Below are 15,104 nucleotides of genomic sequence, written 5' to 3'. Positions count from 1 at the left end.
GGGGCCGCTCAGGCGGATTCTGCGGGAACGACCAGCCCTTTGTAGTACTCGACGTAGTCGTCGCCGTAGTGGCTCCACTTCGGGCGCTCGCCGCCCGCGATCGCGGACTGGAGGGCGTCGAGATAGTGGTCCCAGACCGGGCCGATGCGCTGGGCGTCCTCGGGTGCCCGCAGCCGCTGGCCGAGCGTGAGCGCCGTGCGTCCGGCCTTCTCGGTGAGGTGGCAGTACACGCGCACCTCGTCGGCACCCGCGCCCACGTCGGCGGTGAAGCGGTGCGGCGCCTCGAACTCGAGCACGCTCGCGTACTCCCACTCGGAGTTCGCACCCCCCGACAGGATGAACCGCACACCGCCGGTGCGCGGATTGCCCGTGTAGGTCCCGATCCACTTCTTCATCTCGCCGGGCTCGGTGAGCGTGAACCAGACCTTCTCGATGGGCGCCGCGAACAGCCGATCGAACAGCAGGTACAGGCCGTCTGGCCGGTTCGCGTAGTGGCCGGTGGGGTTCGTCATCATGACCTCCAGTCGAGACCTCTGCGTCGATTCCAGCCTATTCCCGCGGGGCCTCCGGGGCCAGCGATTCGGCGGCGCGTGAGGCGCCCGATCCTGCGCCTGGAGCGAACGATCGACGCCGCGTCGCGGGGTCGTGAACGGGAAGCAGGTGACCGCTAGGATCGGGGGCATGAGCCAGCGCAAGGAGTCCGACGAGCACGCCCTCGACATCACGGGCGACCGCTCCGGATGGTGGGGTGCCTTCGCCGGCGTCATCGCCATGGTCTTCGTCGCCGTGCCGATCTCCGCGGCGATCGGCCTCGCGACCCACCCCGCGACCCAGACGCTCTTCAGCGGCGAGCGCATCACCGAGGCCTCGCAGTTCGGCTACTCGGCCTTCTGGTGGATCGTCGCGCTCGTGCTGATCGCCCTGCCGTTCGGCATCGGCTTCCTCATCGCGAAGGCCTCGACCCGCGCACTGCAGGTGGTCGGCGCGATCGTCGTGCTGTTCGTCATCGCGGTGATCGTGCTCGGGCAGCTCTTCGTCTTCTAGTCGCCTGCGGCTCGCCCGGCGGATGCCCCTGGGCTGACCGCTCGCGCTCGCCGATGCTCAGCCGGCCAGCGACTCCACCACGGCCATGGCGGCGTTGTGCCCGCCGATGCCCGACACCGCGCCGCCGCGGACGGCGCCCGACCCGCACATGAGGATGCGCGGGTGCGCCGTCGCCACGCCCCAGCGCTCGGCCGGGGTCGACGCCGGGTCGCCGTCCTCCCGCCACGGCCACGACAGGGGCCCGTGGAAGATGTTGCCGCCGGGCATCGCGAGGGCGCGCTCGAGGTCGCGCGTCGTCTTGGTCTCGATGCAGGGCCGGCCCGAGGCATCCGTCGCCAGCAGCGACTCGATCGGCTCGGCGAGCACCGAGTCCAGCGAGTCGAGCACCGCGCGCTCGGCGGCGCGGCGCAGCTCGTCGTCGCCGATCGCGTCGACCAGGCGGTCGGGCACGTGCAGGGCGAAGACCGTGAGGGTGTGCGCGCCTGACGCGGTGAGCTCGGGGGAGAGGATGCTCGGGTCGCTCAGCGTGTGGCAGTAGACCTCGCACGGCATCGGGTCGGGCAGGCGGCCTTCCGATGCGGCGGCGTACGCGGCCTCGAGCTGCGACGCCGTCTCGTTGACGTGCAGCGTGCCGCCGAACGCGGCCTCGGGCGAGACCGACGTGTCGCGCAGGCGCGGCAGGCGCGTGAGCAGCAGGTTGACCTTGAGCTGGGCGCCCTCGGGGCGCGGCGCCTGGTCGGGCTCGCCGAGCAGTCGGGCGAGCACGTGCGGGGCGACGCCGGAGAGCACGGTGCCCGCGGTGACCGTGTGTTCGACGTCGCCCTGGGTGTAGGTGACCTCGCCGTCGGGCGTGATGCCCGTGGCATCCGCCCCCGTCACCAGCGTCGCGCCGGCCGTGCGCGCGGCCCTCGCCAGCTCGCCGCTGACTGCGCCCATGCCGCCGACGGGGACGTCCCAGTCGCCGGTGCCGCCGCCGATCACGTGATACAGGAAGCAGCGGTTCGCGTCGAGCGCCGGGTCGCTCGTGCGCGTGAACGTGCCGATCAGGCCGTCGGTCTCGACGACGCCGCGCACGAGGTCGTTCGAGAACCTCGCGGCGACCGCCTCGCCGAGCGGGCGGCGCACGAACTCGTCCCAGACGCGGGCGTCGCCGACCATGCGGCGCACCTCGTCGCGCGTCGGCAGCGGCTCGGTGAGCGTCGGGAAGATCGCCTCGGCGAGGCGTACGGTGTCGTCGCCGAAGCTGCCCCAGGCGAGGGCGTCGGATGCCGCGCCGATGCGCTCGAAGGCCCCGTAGCCGGCGCCGTCGCGCTCGATCAGCAGGCCGCGCGTCGGGTCGTGCGGGTCGGGCGTGTAGGAGGAGTGCGCGCGGCGCACGAGTCGGAGGTCCAGACCCAGGTCGTCGATGATGCGGCGTGGGAGCAGGCTGACGAGGTACGAGTACCGGCTGAGCCGCGCCTCGACGCCCTCGAAGGCGGGCGCCGAGATCGCCGCTCCGCCGAGGTGGTCGTCGCGCTCGAGCAGCAGCACGTCGAGGCCCGCGCGGGCCAGGTACGCGGCGGCGGTCAGCCCGTTGTGTCCGCCGCCGACGATCACGACATCGTGTTCCACAGGCATGGGTCGAGGGTACCCGGTGGGGGTCATCGGGCTGGCTACGGTGGGGGGCATGGGATGGCCCTGGCTGGGACTGCAGCTGCTGATCGTGGTAGTGACGGGTGCCCTGGCTGGAGCCGGGCTGGCCACGACCACATTCCTGGCGGGGCAGACGGACCTGAGCGACCAGGGGGGCTGGGGCGGGTACGGCATCGTCGTCGCCGGCGGCGCGATCCTCGGCGCGTTCACGGGGCTCGCGGCAGGTGTCGGCACGATCATCGCGGTGGCGGTCGCCTACCGCAGGTGGGTCCGGACCGGAAGTCCTGCGCGGGCCACGGTCGTCCTGTCCGTCGGACCGGGCTGCGGAGCGGCCGCACTGTGGCTCGGCATCTGCATCGTCTATGCCCTCGTCTCCGAGACGGGCGCGGGTCTCGGTTTCCTCATCGTGGTGGGAGTGATGGCTGCGCCGATCGCGGCAGGGATGTCCGTGTTGCAGCTGTATCCGCCCCGCCGAAGGCGGCCCGCGCGCGCGGCCGCGGGCGAGGTGCGCTGACGCGAGCGGCAGATGCTCTCCCGGGCGATCTCTCTACGACGTCCGAGGCGGTGCCGTCACCACGCCGAGGTAGTGGGCGACCGCCAGGTCGACGTCGGCGAGCTGGTCGCTGGTGAGGAAGTCGACCGGGTCGCCGATCACGTAGTCGACGTCGATCGATCGGATCTGGTCGACAAGCAGCCGGGTGGGGCGGCCGGCGACCTCGAACTCCGGACGATGGATCGAGCGTCCTGCCGAGGTCGAGGCGGGGACGACCGTCACGACCGACAGCGGTGAATCGGAGGGGGAGATGACGAGCCCCAGTCGTCGTCCGGCCTGCTCGTGTCCGCGAGTGCGGCCCAGGTCGATGCGGTAGATCGCGCCGCGGATCACCAGGCCTCGGGCTCCGCGTTGACGTCCTCGCCCGTCAGGGCGTCGGCATCGGCGCGGAACTGCTGCAGCCACCGCTCGTGATCGAGGAGTCGAAGCGCGCGACGGAGCGTGTCGGACGTGCTCTCGCCCGGCTGCGCGGCCTCGCGGAGGATGCGCTCGTCCTCCGCGGTGGGACGGAACCCGATCGATGACGGCATGGTACGAGTCTACCCAGTGTTGAACAATTGTTGAACGCGTACAGCGCCCTCGGCGCCACCGTCGGGCGACGCAGTCGCCTGTGGAGGACGGCGCCGCAGCTTCCCCCGGTCGTCGTAGCCTCGCGCTGTGTTCTATGGAGTCAACGGGTTCGTCTTCGTCCTCGTCTACCTGGTGATGTTCGCCGTCGCGGCGGGGGCGCTCTACATCGTCGTGCGGCTGGCCGTGCAGCACGCGCTGCGCGCCCACACCCGCTGGCTCGAGGAGCGCGCGACCGAGTAGCAGCCCAACGGCCCTCACTCCGACGGGGACGCGACCTCGCTGGCCGTCGCGCGGAGCGCCTCGCGCACGGCGATCACGCCCGGGCGGTCCGCCGCCGCGAGGCGGGTCGCCGTGAAGATCTCGCGCGAGGGGCGGCCGGGCAGGTCGTGCAGGCGCACGGAAGGCGCGTCGCCCGCCCAGACCAGGTCGGGCAGGAGCGCGGCGGCGTTGCCGGTGCGCACGAGGCGGATGTGCGCGACCAGGTCGGTCGTCACGTAGCGCACGTCGGGCTCGAAGCCGGCCGCGCGGCACTGCTGCAGCGCCCACTGGCGGGCGGCGCTGCCCTCGGGCTCCATCACCCAGGGCAGCGCGGCGGCGCTGCGGAGGCGGGCGAGCGCGTCGCGCTCGGCGGCGGGGGAGGGCCCCGGGTCGGCGTCGACCAGGTCGGACTGGGCGGCGGATGCCGCTGAGACACCGCCACCCGAGGCATCCGCCACCGGTGGCAGCGCCAGCCGGATCGGGTCGCTCGCGAGGCGCACCCGGTCGAGGCCCTCGTGGTGCGGGCGGGTGTGGCCCGGGTACTGCTCGGCGATCACCAGGTCGGCGTCGCGCGCGACGGTGTCGAAGAGGCCCTGCTCGGGCGGGCGTTCGACCAGCTCGACGCGCAGGTCGGGGTGCGTGCGGGCGAGCTGCGCGAGGGCGTCGGGCATGAGCGCGTGCGCGGCCGACTGGAACACCGCCACGCGCACGGTGCCGGCGATGGTGGTGAGCGAGGCCGCGACGTCGGACTCGGCGCGTTCGAGACGGTCGAGCACGACGCGCGCGTGCTCGACGAGCAGCAGCGCCTGCGGGGTGAGGCGCACGCGGCGACCCGCGGGCTCGAGCAGCGGCACGCCCGCCTCGCGCGCGAGCTGGTCGAGCTGCTGCGACACCGACGACGGGCTGTACGCGAGGGCGTCCGCGACCGCGGCGAGCGTGCCACGCTGGGAGAGCTCGACCAGCAGGCGCAGGCGTCTCACGTCGAGCACGGCACCTCCCGGGGCATCCGACCATTCACCAGTTCTGCTGATCAGTATCCGTCAGAATCATTCGCTGTACCGAATGGACCAGGCGACGCAGACTGGAGACGCACGGCGCCCCTGCGCCCCGAACCGCCCGCTCGGAAGGACACTGACCACATGGCCACCTCGATCGAGACCCCCCGCGCCGTCCACGGCGACCTCGCGAACCGCGCGATCTCCCTCGTGCAGCGCTGGCTCGCCGAGAGCGCGGACGTCCCGGTCGAGCCCGCGGCGCGCAACCTCGCGGGCGTGCTGGAAGACCCGAAGGGCCTCGACTTCACGGTCGGCTTCGTCGACGGCGTCATGCGGCCGGAGGACCTGCGGGTCGCGGCGCGCGCCCTCCAGCGGGTCAGCGAGCACACGCCGAGGTTCCTGCCGTGGTACCTGCGCTGGGCGGTGCAGCTGGGCGGCGCGTTCGCACCCGTCTTCCCGTGGCCGATCGTGCCGATCGCCCGTCGTGTGCTGCGGAACATGGTCGGTCACCTCGTGCTCGACGCGACCCCCGAGAAGCTCGGCCCCGCGATCGCGCACCTGCGCGAGTCGGGCAACCGGCTGAACCTGAACCTCCTCGGCGAGGCCGTGCTCGGCGAGCAGGAGGCCGCCCGGCGCCTGCAGGGCACCACCGAGTTCCTCGCCCGCCCCGACGTCGACTACGTCTCGATCAAGGTGTCGAGCGTCGTCAGCCAGCTCTCGATGTGGTCGTTCGACGAGGCCGTCGACCGCGTGGTCGAGCGGCTCACGCCGCTGTACGAGCTCGCCGCGTCGAGCCCCACGCCGAAGTTCATCAACCTCGACATGGAGGAGTACCACGACCTCGACCTGACGATCGCGGTCTTCACCAGGCTGCTCGACCAGCACCGCCTGCGCCGCCTCGAGGCGGGCATCGTGCTGCAGGCCTACCTGCCCGACGCGCTCGGCGCGCTGCAGGAGCTCACCGCCTGGTCGAAGCGGCGCCGGGCCGCGGGCGGCGCACCGATCAAGGTGCGCGTCGTGAAGGGCGCGAACCTCGCCATGGAGCGCGTCGACGCCGCCGTGCACGGCTGGCCGCTCGCCACGTACGGCAGCAAGCAGGACTCCGACACCAACTACAAGCGCGTGCTCGACTTCGCGCTCACGCCCGAGCACACCGACGCGGTGAAGATCGGCGTCGCGGGCCACAACCTGTTCGACCTCGCGTTCGCCTGGCTGCTCGCGAACGACCGTGGCGTCGCCGACCGCATCGACATCGAGATGCTGCTCGGCATGGCCACCGGCCAGGCCGCCGCGATCACCCGCGACGTCGGCCGCCTGCTGCTCTACACGCCCGTCGTGAACCCCGCCGAGTTCGACGTCGCGATCGCCTACCTCGTGCGCCGCCTCGAGGAGAACGCCAGCTCCGAGAACTTCATGTCGGCCGTGTTCGACCTCGCGTCGAACCGCAGCCTGTTCGAGCGCGAGCGCGACCGGTTCCTCCGCTCGCTCGCCGCTCTCGACCAGGCCGTGCCGCAGCCCAACCGCACCCAGGACCGGCACACCGAGTGGGAGCACAAGTCCATCGAGCCGGTGACGCCGCGACTGTCGATGGGCGAGACGGATGCCCCCGAGGCCGACGTATCGCTCACCGCCGAGGTGCTCGGGCTGACCCGCGGGTCCGACGGGGTCGACGGTTTCGCCGAGGCGGGCGCCGCCGGGGTCGAGGAGGAGACGCCGCCCACGGGCGGCCACCGCGCCCCGCTCACCGCGGCGCTGCAGGTGCCGGGCGAGGCCGGCCCCGGGGCATCCGACGCGTTCTCGAACGAGCCCGACACCGACCCGTCGCTGCCGGCGAACCGGCTGTGGGGCCGCCGCATCCTCGAGCGGGTCCCCTCATCGCGCCTCGGCATCGACACGATCGAGGCGTCGCGCATCGGCGACGCCGACACCCTCGAGCGCGTGATCGCGACCGTGACCGCCGCGGGCCGCGCCTGGGGCGAGCTGCCCGGCGCCGAGCGCGCCGCCGTGCTCCACCGCGCGGGCCTCGCACTCGCCGCGAACCGCGACCGCCTCATCGAGGTCATGGCCGCCGAGACCGGCAAGACCATCGCCGAGGCCGACCCCGAGGTGAGCGAGGCGATCGACTTCGCGCACTACTACGCCGAGCGCGCCCGGGAGCTCGACCACGTGCAGGGCGCGATCTTCGTGCCGTCGAAGCTCACGGTCGTCACGCCGCCGTGGAACTTCCCGGTCGCGATTCCGGCCGGCGGGGTGCTCGCGGCGCTCGCCGCGGGCTCGGGCGTCATCATCAAGCCGGCCGGGCTCTCACGCCGCAGCGGCGCGGTCATGGTCGAGGCGCTCTGGGAGGCGGGCGTGCCGCGCGAGCTGCTCGCCCTCGTGCAGCTCGACGACCGCGACCTCGGCAAGCAGCTCGTCGCCCACCCGTCGGTCGACCGGGTCATCCTCACCGGCGCCTACGAGACCGCCAAGCTGTTCCGCTCGTTCCGCCCCGACCTGCCGCTGCTCGCCGAGACGAGCGGCAAGAACGCGATCATCGTCACGCCGAGCGCGGACCTCGACCTCGCGGCATCCGACGTGGCGAAGAGCGCGTTCGGGCACGCCGGCCAGAAGTGCTCGGCCGCGTCGCTCGTGATCCTCGTCGGGTCGGTCGGCAACTCGAAGCGGTTCCTCAACCAGCTCGTCGACGCGACCCGGTCGATGCGCGTCGGCTACCCGGAGGACCCGGCCACGCAGATCGGTCCGGTGGTCGAGCCCGTGCACGGCAAGCTGCTGCACGCGCTCACCCAGCTCGACCCCGGCGAGGAGTGGCTCGTCGAGCCGAAGCGCCTCGACGGCACCGGGCGGCTCTGGTCGCCGGGCATCCGCGACCACGTGAAGGCCGGGTCGTACGTGCACCTCACCGAGTTCTTCGGGCCGATGCTCGCGATCCTCCGGGCGCGCACGCTCGAGGAGGCGATCGAGATGCAGAACGCGGTCGACTACGGGCTGACCGCGGGCATCCACACGCTCGACTCCGACGAGCTCGCCACCTGGCTCGACACGGTCGAGGCGGGCAACCTCTACGTCAACCGCGGCATCACCGGCGCGATCGTGCAGCGCCAGCCGTTCGGCGGTTGGAAGCGCTCGGCCGTCGGCGCGGGCGCGAAGGCCGGCGGGCCGAACTACCTCTTCGGCCTCGGCGACTGGATGCCCGCGCGAGCGAGCGCCCAGAGCATGACCCTCCACCTGCGCGGCCTCGACGGCCGGGTCTCGACGCTCATCGAGCATGCGCAGCCCGCGCTGTCGTTCGAGGAGTTCGAGCTGCTGCGTCGCTCGGCGCTCTCGGACGCGATCGCCTACCGCGACGAGTACGGCGTCGCGCGCGACGTGACCGGGCTCGGGGTCGAGCGCAACGTGTTCCGGTACCGGCCGACGCCGGTCACCGTGCGCATCTCCGAGGGTGCGAGCCTCGGCGACGGCCTGCGCGTGATCGCGGCGGCCATGCTCGCGCGCTCGCCGATCGAGGTGTCGACGGCGACCGAGCTGCCCGCCGGGGTCGTGACCGTGCTGCACGCCGCCGAGCACCCGGTCGAGGTCGAATCGGATGCCGCGTGGCTCCAGCGGGCCCACCGCGGCGGGCTCGAGACCTCGCGCGTGCGCCTCGTGGGCGGCGACGCGTCGGCCCTGATGGGTGCCCTCGCCGGCACGCCCGACGTGGCGGTCTGGTCGCACGCGGTCACCCCGTCGGGCCGGGTCGAGCTGCTGCCGTTCCTGCACGAGCAGGCCGTGTCGATCACGAACCACCGCTTCGGCAACCCGACGACGATCTCCGACGGCGTGATCTAGCGCGTTCGCGCGACCTGCGGCGTTCCTCCCGCGTCGGCCAGTCTGCGTCGTGCGGGCCAGTCCTGCACGGCTGGCCGGAGCGACGCAGACTGGCCGTTGCGCAGGGGAACGCTGCTTGAGCGTCAGCGGTCGGCGCGGAGCGCGGCGCGGGCGTAGGCGAGGGCGGCGGCCTCGTCGACGCCGAGGGCGGCCATGCGGTCGGCGAAGGCGGTCGCCGCGAGCTGCGCCTGCTGCTCGGTCGGGTCGCCCGTCGCGGAGACGAACGTGCCGTTTCGCCCGCGCGTCTCGATGACCGCGTCGGACTCGAGCGCGCGGTACGCCTTCGCGACCGTGTTCACGGCGACGCCGACCTCGGCGGCCAGCGCGCGCACCGTGGGGAGCTTCGTGCCCGCGGCCAGTTCACCGGAGCGGACGGCGTCGCGCACCCGCATCCGGATCTGCTCGAACGGTGCCGTGGACGACTCCGGGTCGACGGTGATCGCGATCACGGGGCATCCGCTCGATTCTGCTTCGGCCGGTGCTGCACCGGTCAGTCGCGGGGCCGGTTGACCAAGCGCGAGAACACGATCGCGCTGCGCGTGTGGTCGACGTTGGGGGCGACGCGCAGGCGCTCGAGCGCGTCCTCGAGGCTCGTGATGTCGCGGGCGCGCATCTGCACGATCGCGTCGGCGCTGCCGGTGACCGTGCCGGCGTAGACGACCTCGGGCACGTTCTGCAGGATGCGCTGGAGCTCCTCGGGCGCGACCGTGCCGCGGCAGAACAGCTCGACGTACGCCTCGGTGCTCATGCCGTCGACCGTCGGGTCGACCTGGATCGTGAATGCCCGGATCACGCCGTCGGCGACGAGTCGGTCGACGCGGCGCTTCACGGCCGAGGCGGACAACCCGACGGTCGAGCCGATGTCGCCGTAGCTCGCGCGGGCGTTCTCGCGCAGGAGGTCGAGGATGCTGCGGTCGAGGTTGTCCATGCGTTCGGAGTGTAGGGCGGATCGTTGCGTCGCGGGACCCCCGTGCGCTGCATTCGATGCGCTCGTGATCGAATCGATGCGGAATGCGCCGCCGGAGTCGGATCCAGAACGACTCCTCCACAGGTGCTGGAGTTCGCGATCCGTGTGTCAATCGTTCATTGACAATTCGCGGGAAGGTTCGTCAACATTACATTGACGGCGTGGAGATCAGATCGAGCGCGCGGAAGCACGGCATCGTCGATTCGGATATCCGACATGCGATCAGGCATCCACGTGTGTACCGAGAGGTGGAACGAGATGGCGAGTTGCAGATACTCGTGCTCGGCCCAGCGCGGGACGGGCGCTTCCTCGAGATCGTGCTCGTGCCCGCGCGTGACCCAGTGCGTGTCATCCACGCCGATGTGCTCCGCCCGAGATGGTACGACCTGCTCTGAGAGGTGATCAGCATGACGAAGACGAAGGCCAGCACGGAGGAGTGGCTCGACGAGCTCCGGCTCGAGAAGTCGGACATGCGCGACGGCGCGCACCTCGCGCGGATCGGCGTCGCGCTCGACGCGATCGATGCGGCGGAGCGGGAACTCGTCGCCGCTGTCGCGGCGGCCCACGCGGCCGGCGACTCGTGGGCGGCTATCGGTGCGGTGCTCGGCACGAGTAGGCAGGCAGCGCATCGTCGGTTCGCGGCGCTCATCGACACGCAGCGCTGAGCGGCGACGGCAGCGAGCGGATGCCGCTGGGCGCGCGCCGGCCGCGAGGCATCCGCTCGCCGTTCTCCCCAGTTCTCGAATCGATTCGGTGATCGCGCGCGGTCGGCCTAGCGTGGAGTCATGCTTACTGACACTCCGGTGCGCCTCGGCGTGCAACTCCACCCCCAGCACACGACGGCCCAGCACATGCGCGACGCGGTGATGCGTTGCGAGGACCTCGGCGTCGACATCGTCTTCAACTGGGACCACTTCTACCCGCTCTACGGCGAGCCCGACGGCGAGCACTTCGAGTCGTGGACGCTGCTCGCGGCCTGGGCCGAGCAGACCGAGCGCGTCGAGCTCGGTGCGCTCGTGAACTGCAACAGCTACCGCAACCCCGACCTGCAGGCCGACATGGCCCGCACGATCGACCACATCAGCGCCAAGGGCGGCGAGGGTCGGTTCATCTTCGGCACCGGGTCGGGCTGGTTCGAGCGCGACTACGACGAGTACGGCTACGACTTCGGCACCGTCGGCTCGCGCCTGGACGACCTCGCCGAGGCCCTGCCGCGCATCGAGGCGCGCTGGGCGAAGCTGAACCCGGCGCCGACGCGCGACATCCCCGTGCTCATCGGCGGCAAGGGCGAGCAGAAGACGCTGAAGCTCGTCGCCAAGCACGCCGACGTCTGGCACAGCTTCGTCAAGCCCGAGGAGATCGCGCACAAGGTGTCGGTCATCGACGCGTGGGGCGAGAAGGTCGGGCGCGACACCTCGAACATCGTCGTGTCGAACGAGCTCGCGCGGGCCGACGACGAGAAGGCGGACGCGTACTACGACGCCGGCGTGCGCATGTTCACGCTCGGCCTCAACGGCCCCGACTACGACATGGTCCAGGTCTCGCGCTGGCTGGCCTGGCGCGACGCCAAGAACTCCTGACACCGGGGCGCTGAGGCGCACGGATGCTGCGTGCCGACGCTGAGCACGCAGCATCCGTGCGCCTCAATCGGTATCGCGCAGCGCGTGGGCGTGTGACACTGGAAACGGCGTCCCGCACCGCCTGCGGGGCTCGAGGAGAGTGACCTGGTCCGCCGACACCCATGCGGCGCGTGCCGCGGCTGCCGGTCCTCGTCGGCTCGTCGCACCGCCGCCGACGAGTGAAGGAGGCGCGATGACCATCGTGACCGATCAGACCGAGCAGCAGACCGAGACCCGCCCGACCGCCGACCGTCCCGAGCGCACCGCCGTGCGCAAGTCGGTGCTGATGTGCCGCCCCGACCACTTCACCGTGGTCTACCGCATCAACCCGTGGATGAACCCCGCGCTGCCGACCGACACGAGCCTCGCGGTGCAGCAGTGGGAGGCGCTCTACGAGACGTACCTGCGGCTCGGGTACGACGTGCAGCTCATCGACCCCGTCGAGGGCCTGCCCGACATGGTCTACGCCGCGAACGGCGGCTTCGTGCTCGACGGCATCGCCTACGGCGCGAGCTTCACCCACCCCGAGCGGCAGGCCGAGGGCCCCGCGTACATGAACTGGTTCGATGCCGCGGGGTTCGACGTGCGCCGCCCGCTCGAGGTCAACGAGGGCGAGGGCGACTTCCTGCTCGTCGGGGACGCGATCCTCGCGGGCACCGGGTTCCGCAGCGACTCGCGTTCGCACGACGAGATCGGTCGCGTGTTCGGCCGCGAGGTCGTGACCCTGCGCCTGGTCAACCCGAGCTTCTACCATCTCGACACCGCGCTCGCGGTGCTCGACCCGACGCCCGGCCGCGAGCACATCGCGTACCTGCCGAGCGCGTTCGACGAGGCGTCCCGCGCGGTGCTCGAGGCCCGCTACCCCGACGCGATCATCGTGTCGGAGGAGGACGCCGCGATCCTCGGCCTCAACTCGTTCAGCGACAACCGCAACGTCGTGATCGCCTCGCGCGCCACCGGCTTCGCCGAGCAGCTGCGCGCCCACGGCTACACCCCGATCGGCGTCGACCTCTCCGAGCTGCTGCTCGGCGGCGGCGGCGTCAAGTGCTGCACCCTGGAGCTGCGCCGATGACCACGACGACGGATGCCACCGAGACCGCGATCGCCCTCGAGGAGGCGCACGCGGCGCACAACTACCACCCGCTGCCGGTCGTCGTCGCCTCGGGCGAGGGCGCCTGGGTCACGGACGTCGAGGGGCGACGCTACCTCGACTGCCTCGCCGCGTACTCGGCGGTGAACTTCGGGCACGGGCATCCGCAGCTCCTCGCCGCCGCGCACGCGCAGCTCGACCGCATCACGCTCACGAGCCGCGCGTTCCACAACGACCGGCTCGGGCCGTTCGTGACCGAGCTCGCCGAGCTCGTCGGCATGGACATGGTGCTGCCGATGAACACGGGCGCCGAGGCGGTCGAGTCGGCCATCAAGGTCGCGCGCGCCTGGGGGTACCGGGTCAAGGGCGTGGCGCCGGATGCCGCGAACATCGTCGTCATGGCCGGAAACTTCCACGGCCGCACCACCACGATCGTCTCGTTCAGCGACGACCCCGACGCACGCGCCGACTTCGGTCCGTTCACGCCGGGCTTCCGGGCGGTGCCGTACGGCGACGCCGACGCGGCGGCCGACGCGATCGACGAGAACACCGTGGCGGTGCTCGTCGAGCCGATCCAGGGCGAGGCGGGCATCGTCGTGCCGCCGGCCGACTTCCTGCCGCGGGTGCGCGCGCTGTGCGACGCGCGCAACGTGCTGCTCATCGCCGACGAGATCCAGTCGGGTCTCGGCCGCACGGGCTCGACGCTCGCGTGCGACCTGGTCGACGTGCGGCCCGACCTCGTGACGCTCGGCAAGGCGCTCGGCGGCGGCATCGTGCCGGTGTCTGCGGTCGTCGGCAGTGCCGACGTGATCGGCGTGCTGCGTCCCGGCGAGCACGGCTCGACGTTCGGCGGCAACCCGCTGGCCGCCGCCGTGGGACTCGAGGTCGTGCGCATGCTCGCGAGCGGCGAGCCCCAGGCCCGGGCGCGCGAGCTGGGTGCGCGCCTGCGCGCGCGGCTCGATGCCCTCGTCGGTCGGGGTGTGGTCGCCGTGCGCGGCGCCGGGCTCTGGGCCGGCATCGACATCGACCCCGCGCTCGGCACGGGCCGCGAGGTCTGCGAGGCGCTCATGCGCCGCGGCGTGCTGGCGAAGGACACCCACGGCTCCACGATCCGGCTCGCGCCGCCGATCGTCGTCGAGGCATCCGACCTCGACTGGGCCGTCGACCAGCTGGAGGCCGTGCTCGCCGAGCGCGCCACCCGCTGACGGTCGAGCCGCTCAGCGGCGGGCGTCGGTCATGCGCGTCGCGACGACGGCGAGCACGAGGAAGGTCGACGTCGAGCCGATCAGCACCACGAGCGGGAGCGCCCAGCCCGCGGTCGCGGCGTGCATGGCGCCGAGCAGCGGCGGGCTGAGCGCCGCCAGCAGGTAGCCGACGCCCTGCACGATCGCCGACATGCCGCCCGCCTCGCGGTCGCTCCGCGCATGGCGCACGACGACGGTGAAGATCACCACGAAGCCGCCGCCCTGCGCGATGCCGCCGAGGAACTCCCAGAGCAGGTACGCCTCGGGCGCGACGAGCAGGCCGATCGGCAGGGTCATCCAGAGCGCCCCGATGAGCGCGGCCGGCACCCACTGGGGCGTGCGGGCGCCGAGCAGCGGCACCCCGAGCGCGCCGACGATGGCCGCGACCTGGAACACCGACGAGGCCGCGCCGGCGGCGACCTCGCCGATGCCGCGGAGGTCGGCGAGCATCGTCGGCAGCCAGCTCGTGACCCCGTAGTAGCCCCACGCCTGCGCCGCGAAGGCGGCGGTCAGCAGCCAGGTCAGCGGGTTGCGCCACGCCGAGTCGGATGCCCCGGGGCCGGCGCGGTCGTCGACCACCGCGATCCCGCCGGTCAGCAGCTCCGCCGTCGTGAGCGCCGGTTCCGGTTCGGGTGCGTCGTCGCGCCGTCGCCGACGCAGGTAGGCGCCCCAGACGACCAGCGCCGCGAGCACGAACACGCCCCACGCGGCCGTCGCGAGTCGCCAGCCCACCAGGTCCGCGAGCGGCGCCGTCGCGAGCGACGTGATCATCGTGCCCACGTTGAGCATCGCCGTGTAGACGCCGGTCACGAGCGGGGCCCGGTCGGGCGGCACGTCCCGCCGGATCACCACGGGCATGACCACGTTGCCGATCGTGATCGCCGCGCCGATCACGACCATGCCCGCGAACGCCGTCGGTGCGCCGTCGGCCGACCGCAGGATCGTGCCGGCGAGCACGCCGAGCAGGGCGATGACCACGGCGCGCTCCGCCCCGCTCAGCCGGATGACGAGCGCGGCCAGCGGCGTGGCGAGCGAGAAGCACAGCACCGCGAGCGTCGTGAGCAGGCCCGCCGTGGCCGGTGTCAGGCCGAGTTCGGCCTCGATGCGCTCGAGCACCGGGGCGAGCGCGACGATGGGCGCGCGCAGGTTGAGCGCGACGAGCATGATGCCCGCCGTGAGCAGCCACGGGAACGCGCGGGCCGCGGAGTCCCGGGATGGAGGTGTCACTGCGCTCGATCGTACGCGGTGCCGCGGGTGCGGCGCCGGGC

Annotated in this window: 17 protein-coding genes; 8 read left to right on the top strand and 9 right to left on the bottom strand. The window is 72.4% G+C overall.

Going from position 1 to position 15,104, the window contains the following annotated elements; translation table 11 throughout:
• Positions 1 to 8 precede the first annotated feature (8 nt).
• The gene (locus tag QMG39_RS06530) at positions 9 to 515 is read right to left on the bottom strand and encodes an SRPBCC domain-containing protein (protein ID WP_281883255.1); all 507 of its coding nucleotides are present in this window, start codon (positions 513 to 515) and stop codon (positions 9 to 11) included.
• A gap of 166 nt (positions 516 to 681) precedes the next feature.
• On the opposite strand from QMG39_RS06530, the gene QMG39_RS06525 reads away from it, so the two are divergent.
• Positions 682 to 1,044 (top strand): hypothetical protein, encoded by a 363-nt coding sequence (locus tag QMG39_RS06525; RefSeq protein WP_281883253.1) that lies wholly within the window; start codon positions 682 to 684, stop codon positions 1,042 to 1,044.
• Between the two features lie 57 nt (positions 1,045 to 1,101).
• Here the strand turns inward: QMG39_RS06525 and QMG39_RS06520 are convergent, their stop codons facing one another.
• On the bottom strand, positions 1,102 to 2,661 hold the full coding sequence (locus QMG39_RS06520) for a phytoene desaturase family protein (protein ID WP_281883251.1): 1,560 nt from the start codon (positions 2,659 to 2,661) through the stop codon (positions 1,102 to 1,104).
• Positions 2,662 to 2,710: 49 nt separating this feature from the next.
• Between QMG39_RS06520 and QMG39_RS06515 the strand changes: the two genes are divergently transcribed.
• Positions 2,711 to 3,190, top strand: coding sequence for a hypothetical protein (locus QMG39_RS06515; RefSeq protein WP_281883249.1), 480 nt, complete (start codon positions 2,711 to 2,713; stop codon positions 3,188 to 3,190).
• 33 nt (positions 3,191 to 3,223) lie between these two features.
• On the opposite strand, the gene QMG39_RS06510 is transcribed toward QMG39_RS06515, so the two are convergent.
• The gene (locus tag QMG39_RS06510) at positions 3,224 to 3,562 is read right to left on the bottom strand and encodes a type II toxin-antitoxin system PemK/MazF family toxin (RefSeq protein WP_281883247.1); all 339 of its coding nucleotides are present in this window, start codon (positions 3,560 to 3,562) and stop codon (positions 3,224 to 3,226) included.
• Positions 3,559 to 3,759, bottom strand: a complete 201-nt coding sequence (locus QMG39_RS06505) for a hypothetical protein (protein WP_281883245.1) — start codon at positions 3,757 to 3,759, stop codon at positions 3,559 to 3,561. The genes QMG39_RS06510 and QMG39_RS06505 overlap by 4 nt, the downstream gene beginning before the upstream one ends.
• Positions 3,760 to 3,886: 127 nt before the next feature.
• On the opposite strand from QMG39_RS06505, the gene QMG39_RS06500 reads away from it, so the two are divergent.
• Positions 3,887 to 4,039, top strand: coding sequence for a hypothetical protein (locus QMG39_RS06500; RefSeq protein WP_281883243.1), 153 nt, complete (start codon positions 3,887 to 3,889; stop codon positions 4,037 to 4,039).
• Positions 4,040 to 4,053: 14 nt separating this feature from the next.
• Here the strand turns inward: QMG39_RS06500 and QMG39_RS06495 are convergent, their stop codons facing one another.
• Complete coding sequence (locus QMG39_RS06495) at positions 4,054 to 5,046, bottom strand: LysR family transcriptional regulator (protein WP_281883241.1); 993 nt, start codon at positions 5,044 to 5,046, stop codon at positions 4,054 to 4,056.
• Positions 5,047 to 5,196: 150 nt separating this feature from the next.
• Here QMG39_RS06495 and QMG39_RS06490 point away from each other — a divergent pair, with 150 nt between their 5' ends.
• The gene (locus tag QMG39_RS06490; protein ID WP_281883239.1) at positions 5,197 to 8,877 is read left to right on the top strand and encodes a bifunctional proline dehydrogenase/L-glutamate gamma-semialdehyde dehydrogenase; all 3,681 of its coding nucleotides are present in this window, start codon (positions 5,197 to 5,199) and stop codon (positions 8,875 to 8,877) included.
• A gap of 122 nt (positions 8,878 to 8,999) precedes the next feature.
• Here the strand turns inward: QMG39_RS06490 and QMG39_RS06485 are convergent, their stop codons facing one another.
• From QMG39_RS06485 to QMG39_RS17140, 3 genes are all read right to left on the bottom strand, one after another.
• The gene (locus tag QMG39_RS06485) at positions 9,000 to 9,365 is read right to left on the bottom strand and encodes a GntR family transcriptional regulator (RefSeq protein ID WP_281883237.1); all 366 of its coding nucleotides are present in this window, start codon (positions 9,363 to 9,365) and stop codon (positions 9,000 to 9,002) included.
• 41 nt (positions 9,366 to 9,406) lie between these two features.
• On the bottom strand, positions 9,407 to 9,844 hold the full coding sequence (locus QMG39_RS06480) for an Lrp/AsnC family transcriptional regulator (protein ID WP_281883235.1): 438 nt from the start codon (positions 9,842 to 9,844) through the stop codon (positions 9,407 to 9,409).
• A gap of 155 nt (positions 9,845 to 9,999) precedes the next feature.
• A complete protein-coding gene (locus tag QMG39_RS17140) occupies positions 10,000 to 10,239 on the bottom strand; it encodes a hypothetical protein (protein ID WP_373878309.1) in 240 nt (79 codons plus the stop codon).
• A 51-nt stretch (positions 10,240 to 10,290) separates the two neighbouring features.
• Between QMG39_RS17140 and QMG39_RS06470 the strand changes: the two genes are divergently transcribed.
• The 4 genes from QMG39_RS06470 (at position 10,291) to rocD (ending at position 13,797) form a co-directional block, all read left to right on the top strand.
• Entirely contained in the window at positions 10,291 to 10,548 is a 258-nt protein-coding gene (locus QMG39_RS06470) for a hypothetical protein (RefSeq protein WP_281883231.1), read from the top strand.
• 120 nt (positions 10,549 to 10,668) lie between these two features.
• Entirely contained in the window at positions 10,669 to 11,463 is a 795-nt protein-coding gene (locus tag QMG39_RS06465; RefSeq protein WP_281883229.1) for an LLM class F420-dependent oxidoreductase, read from the top strand.
• A gap of 232 nt (positions 11,464 to 11,695) precedes the next feature.
• Complete coding sequence (gene ddaH / locus QMG39_RS06460; RefSeq protein ID WP_373878308.1) at positions 11,696 to 12,574, top strand: dimethylargininase; 879 nt, start codon at positions 11,696 to 11,698, stop codon at positions 12,572 to 12,574.
• Complete coding sequence (gene rocD, locus QMG39_RS06455) at positions 12,571 to 13,797, top strand: ornithine--oxo-acid transaminase (RefSeq protein WP_281883227.1); 1,227 nt, start codon at positions 12,571 to 12,573, stop codon at positions 13,795 to 13,797. The genes ddaH and rocD overlap by 4 nt, the downstream gene beginning before the upstream one ends.
• A 12-nt stretch (positions 13,798 to 13,809) precedes the next feature.
• Here rocD and QMG39_RS06450 read toward each other — a convergent pair whose 3' ends face one another.
• Positions 13,810 to 15,063, bottom strand: coding sequence for an MFS transporter (locus tag QMG39_RS06450; protein ID WP_281883225.1), 1,254 nt, complete (start codon positions 15,061 to 15,063; stop codon positions 13,810 to 13,812).
• Positions 15,064 to 15,104: the final 41 nt, after the last annotated feature.

It is taken from the genome of Agromyces rhizosphaerae (assembly GCF_027925245.1).
In the GTDB taxonomy this organism is placed as follows: Bacteria; Actinomycetota; Actinomycetes; order Actinomycetales; family Microbacteriaceae; genus Agromyces; species Agromyces rhizosphaerae.
This window is presented reverse-complemented; position numbering and strand designations above follow the sequence as displayed.

Bases quoted from the DNA above. Each gene is read 5' to 3' on its own strand.
- QMG39_RS06505 (WP_281883245.1), bottom strand. From the start codon at position 3,759: ATGCCGTCATCGATCGGGTTCCGTCCCACCGCGGAGGACGAGCGCATC.
- QMG39_RS06490 (WP_281883239.1), top strand. From the start codon at position 5,197: ATGGCCACCTCGATCGAGACCCCCCGCGCCGTCCACGGCGACCTCGCG.
- QMG39_RS06515 (WP_281883249.1), top strand. From the start codon at position 2,711: ATGGGATGGCCCTGGCTGGGACTGCAGCTGCTGATCGTGGTAGTGACG.
- QMG39_RS06465 (WP_281883229.1), top strand. From the start codon at position 10,669: ATGCTTACTGACACTCCGGTGCGCCTCGGCGTGCAACTCCACCCCCAG.
- QMG39_RS06525 (WP_281883253.1), top strand. From the start codon at position 682: ATGAGCCAGCGCAAGGAGTCCGACGAGCACGCCCTCGACATCACGGGC.
- QMG39_RS06480 (WP_281883235.1), bottom strand. From the start codon at position 9,844: ATGGACAACCTCGACCGCAGCATCCTCGACCTCCTGCGCGAGAACGCC.
- rocD (WP_281883227.1), top strand. From the start codon at position 12,571: ATGACCACGACGACGGATGCCACCGAGACCGCGATCGCCCTCGAGGAG.
- ddaH (WP_373878308.1), top strand. From the start codon at position 11,696: ATGACCATCGTGACCGATCAGACCGAGCAGCAGACCGAGACCCGCCCG.
- QMG39_RS06530 (WP_281883255.1), bottom strand. From the start codon at position 515: ATGATGACGAACCCCACCGGCCACTACGCGAACCGGCCAGACGGCCTG.
- QMG39_RS06470 (WP_281883231.1), top strand. From the start codon at position 10,291: ATGACGAAGACGAAGGCCAGCACGGAGGAGTGGCTCGACGAGCTCCGG.
- QMG39_RS06520 (WP_281883251.1), bottom strand. From the start codon at position 2,661: ATGCCTGTGGAACACGATGTCGTGATCGTCGGCGGCGGACACAACGGG.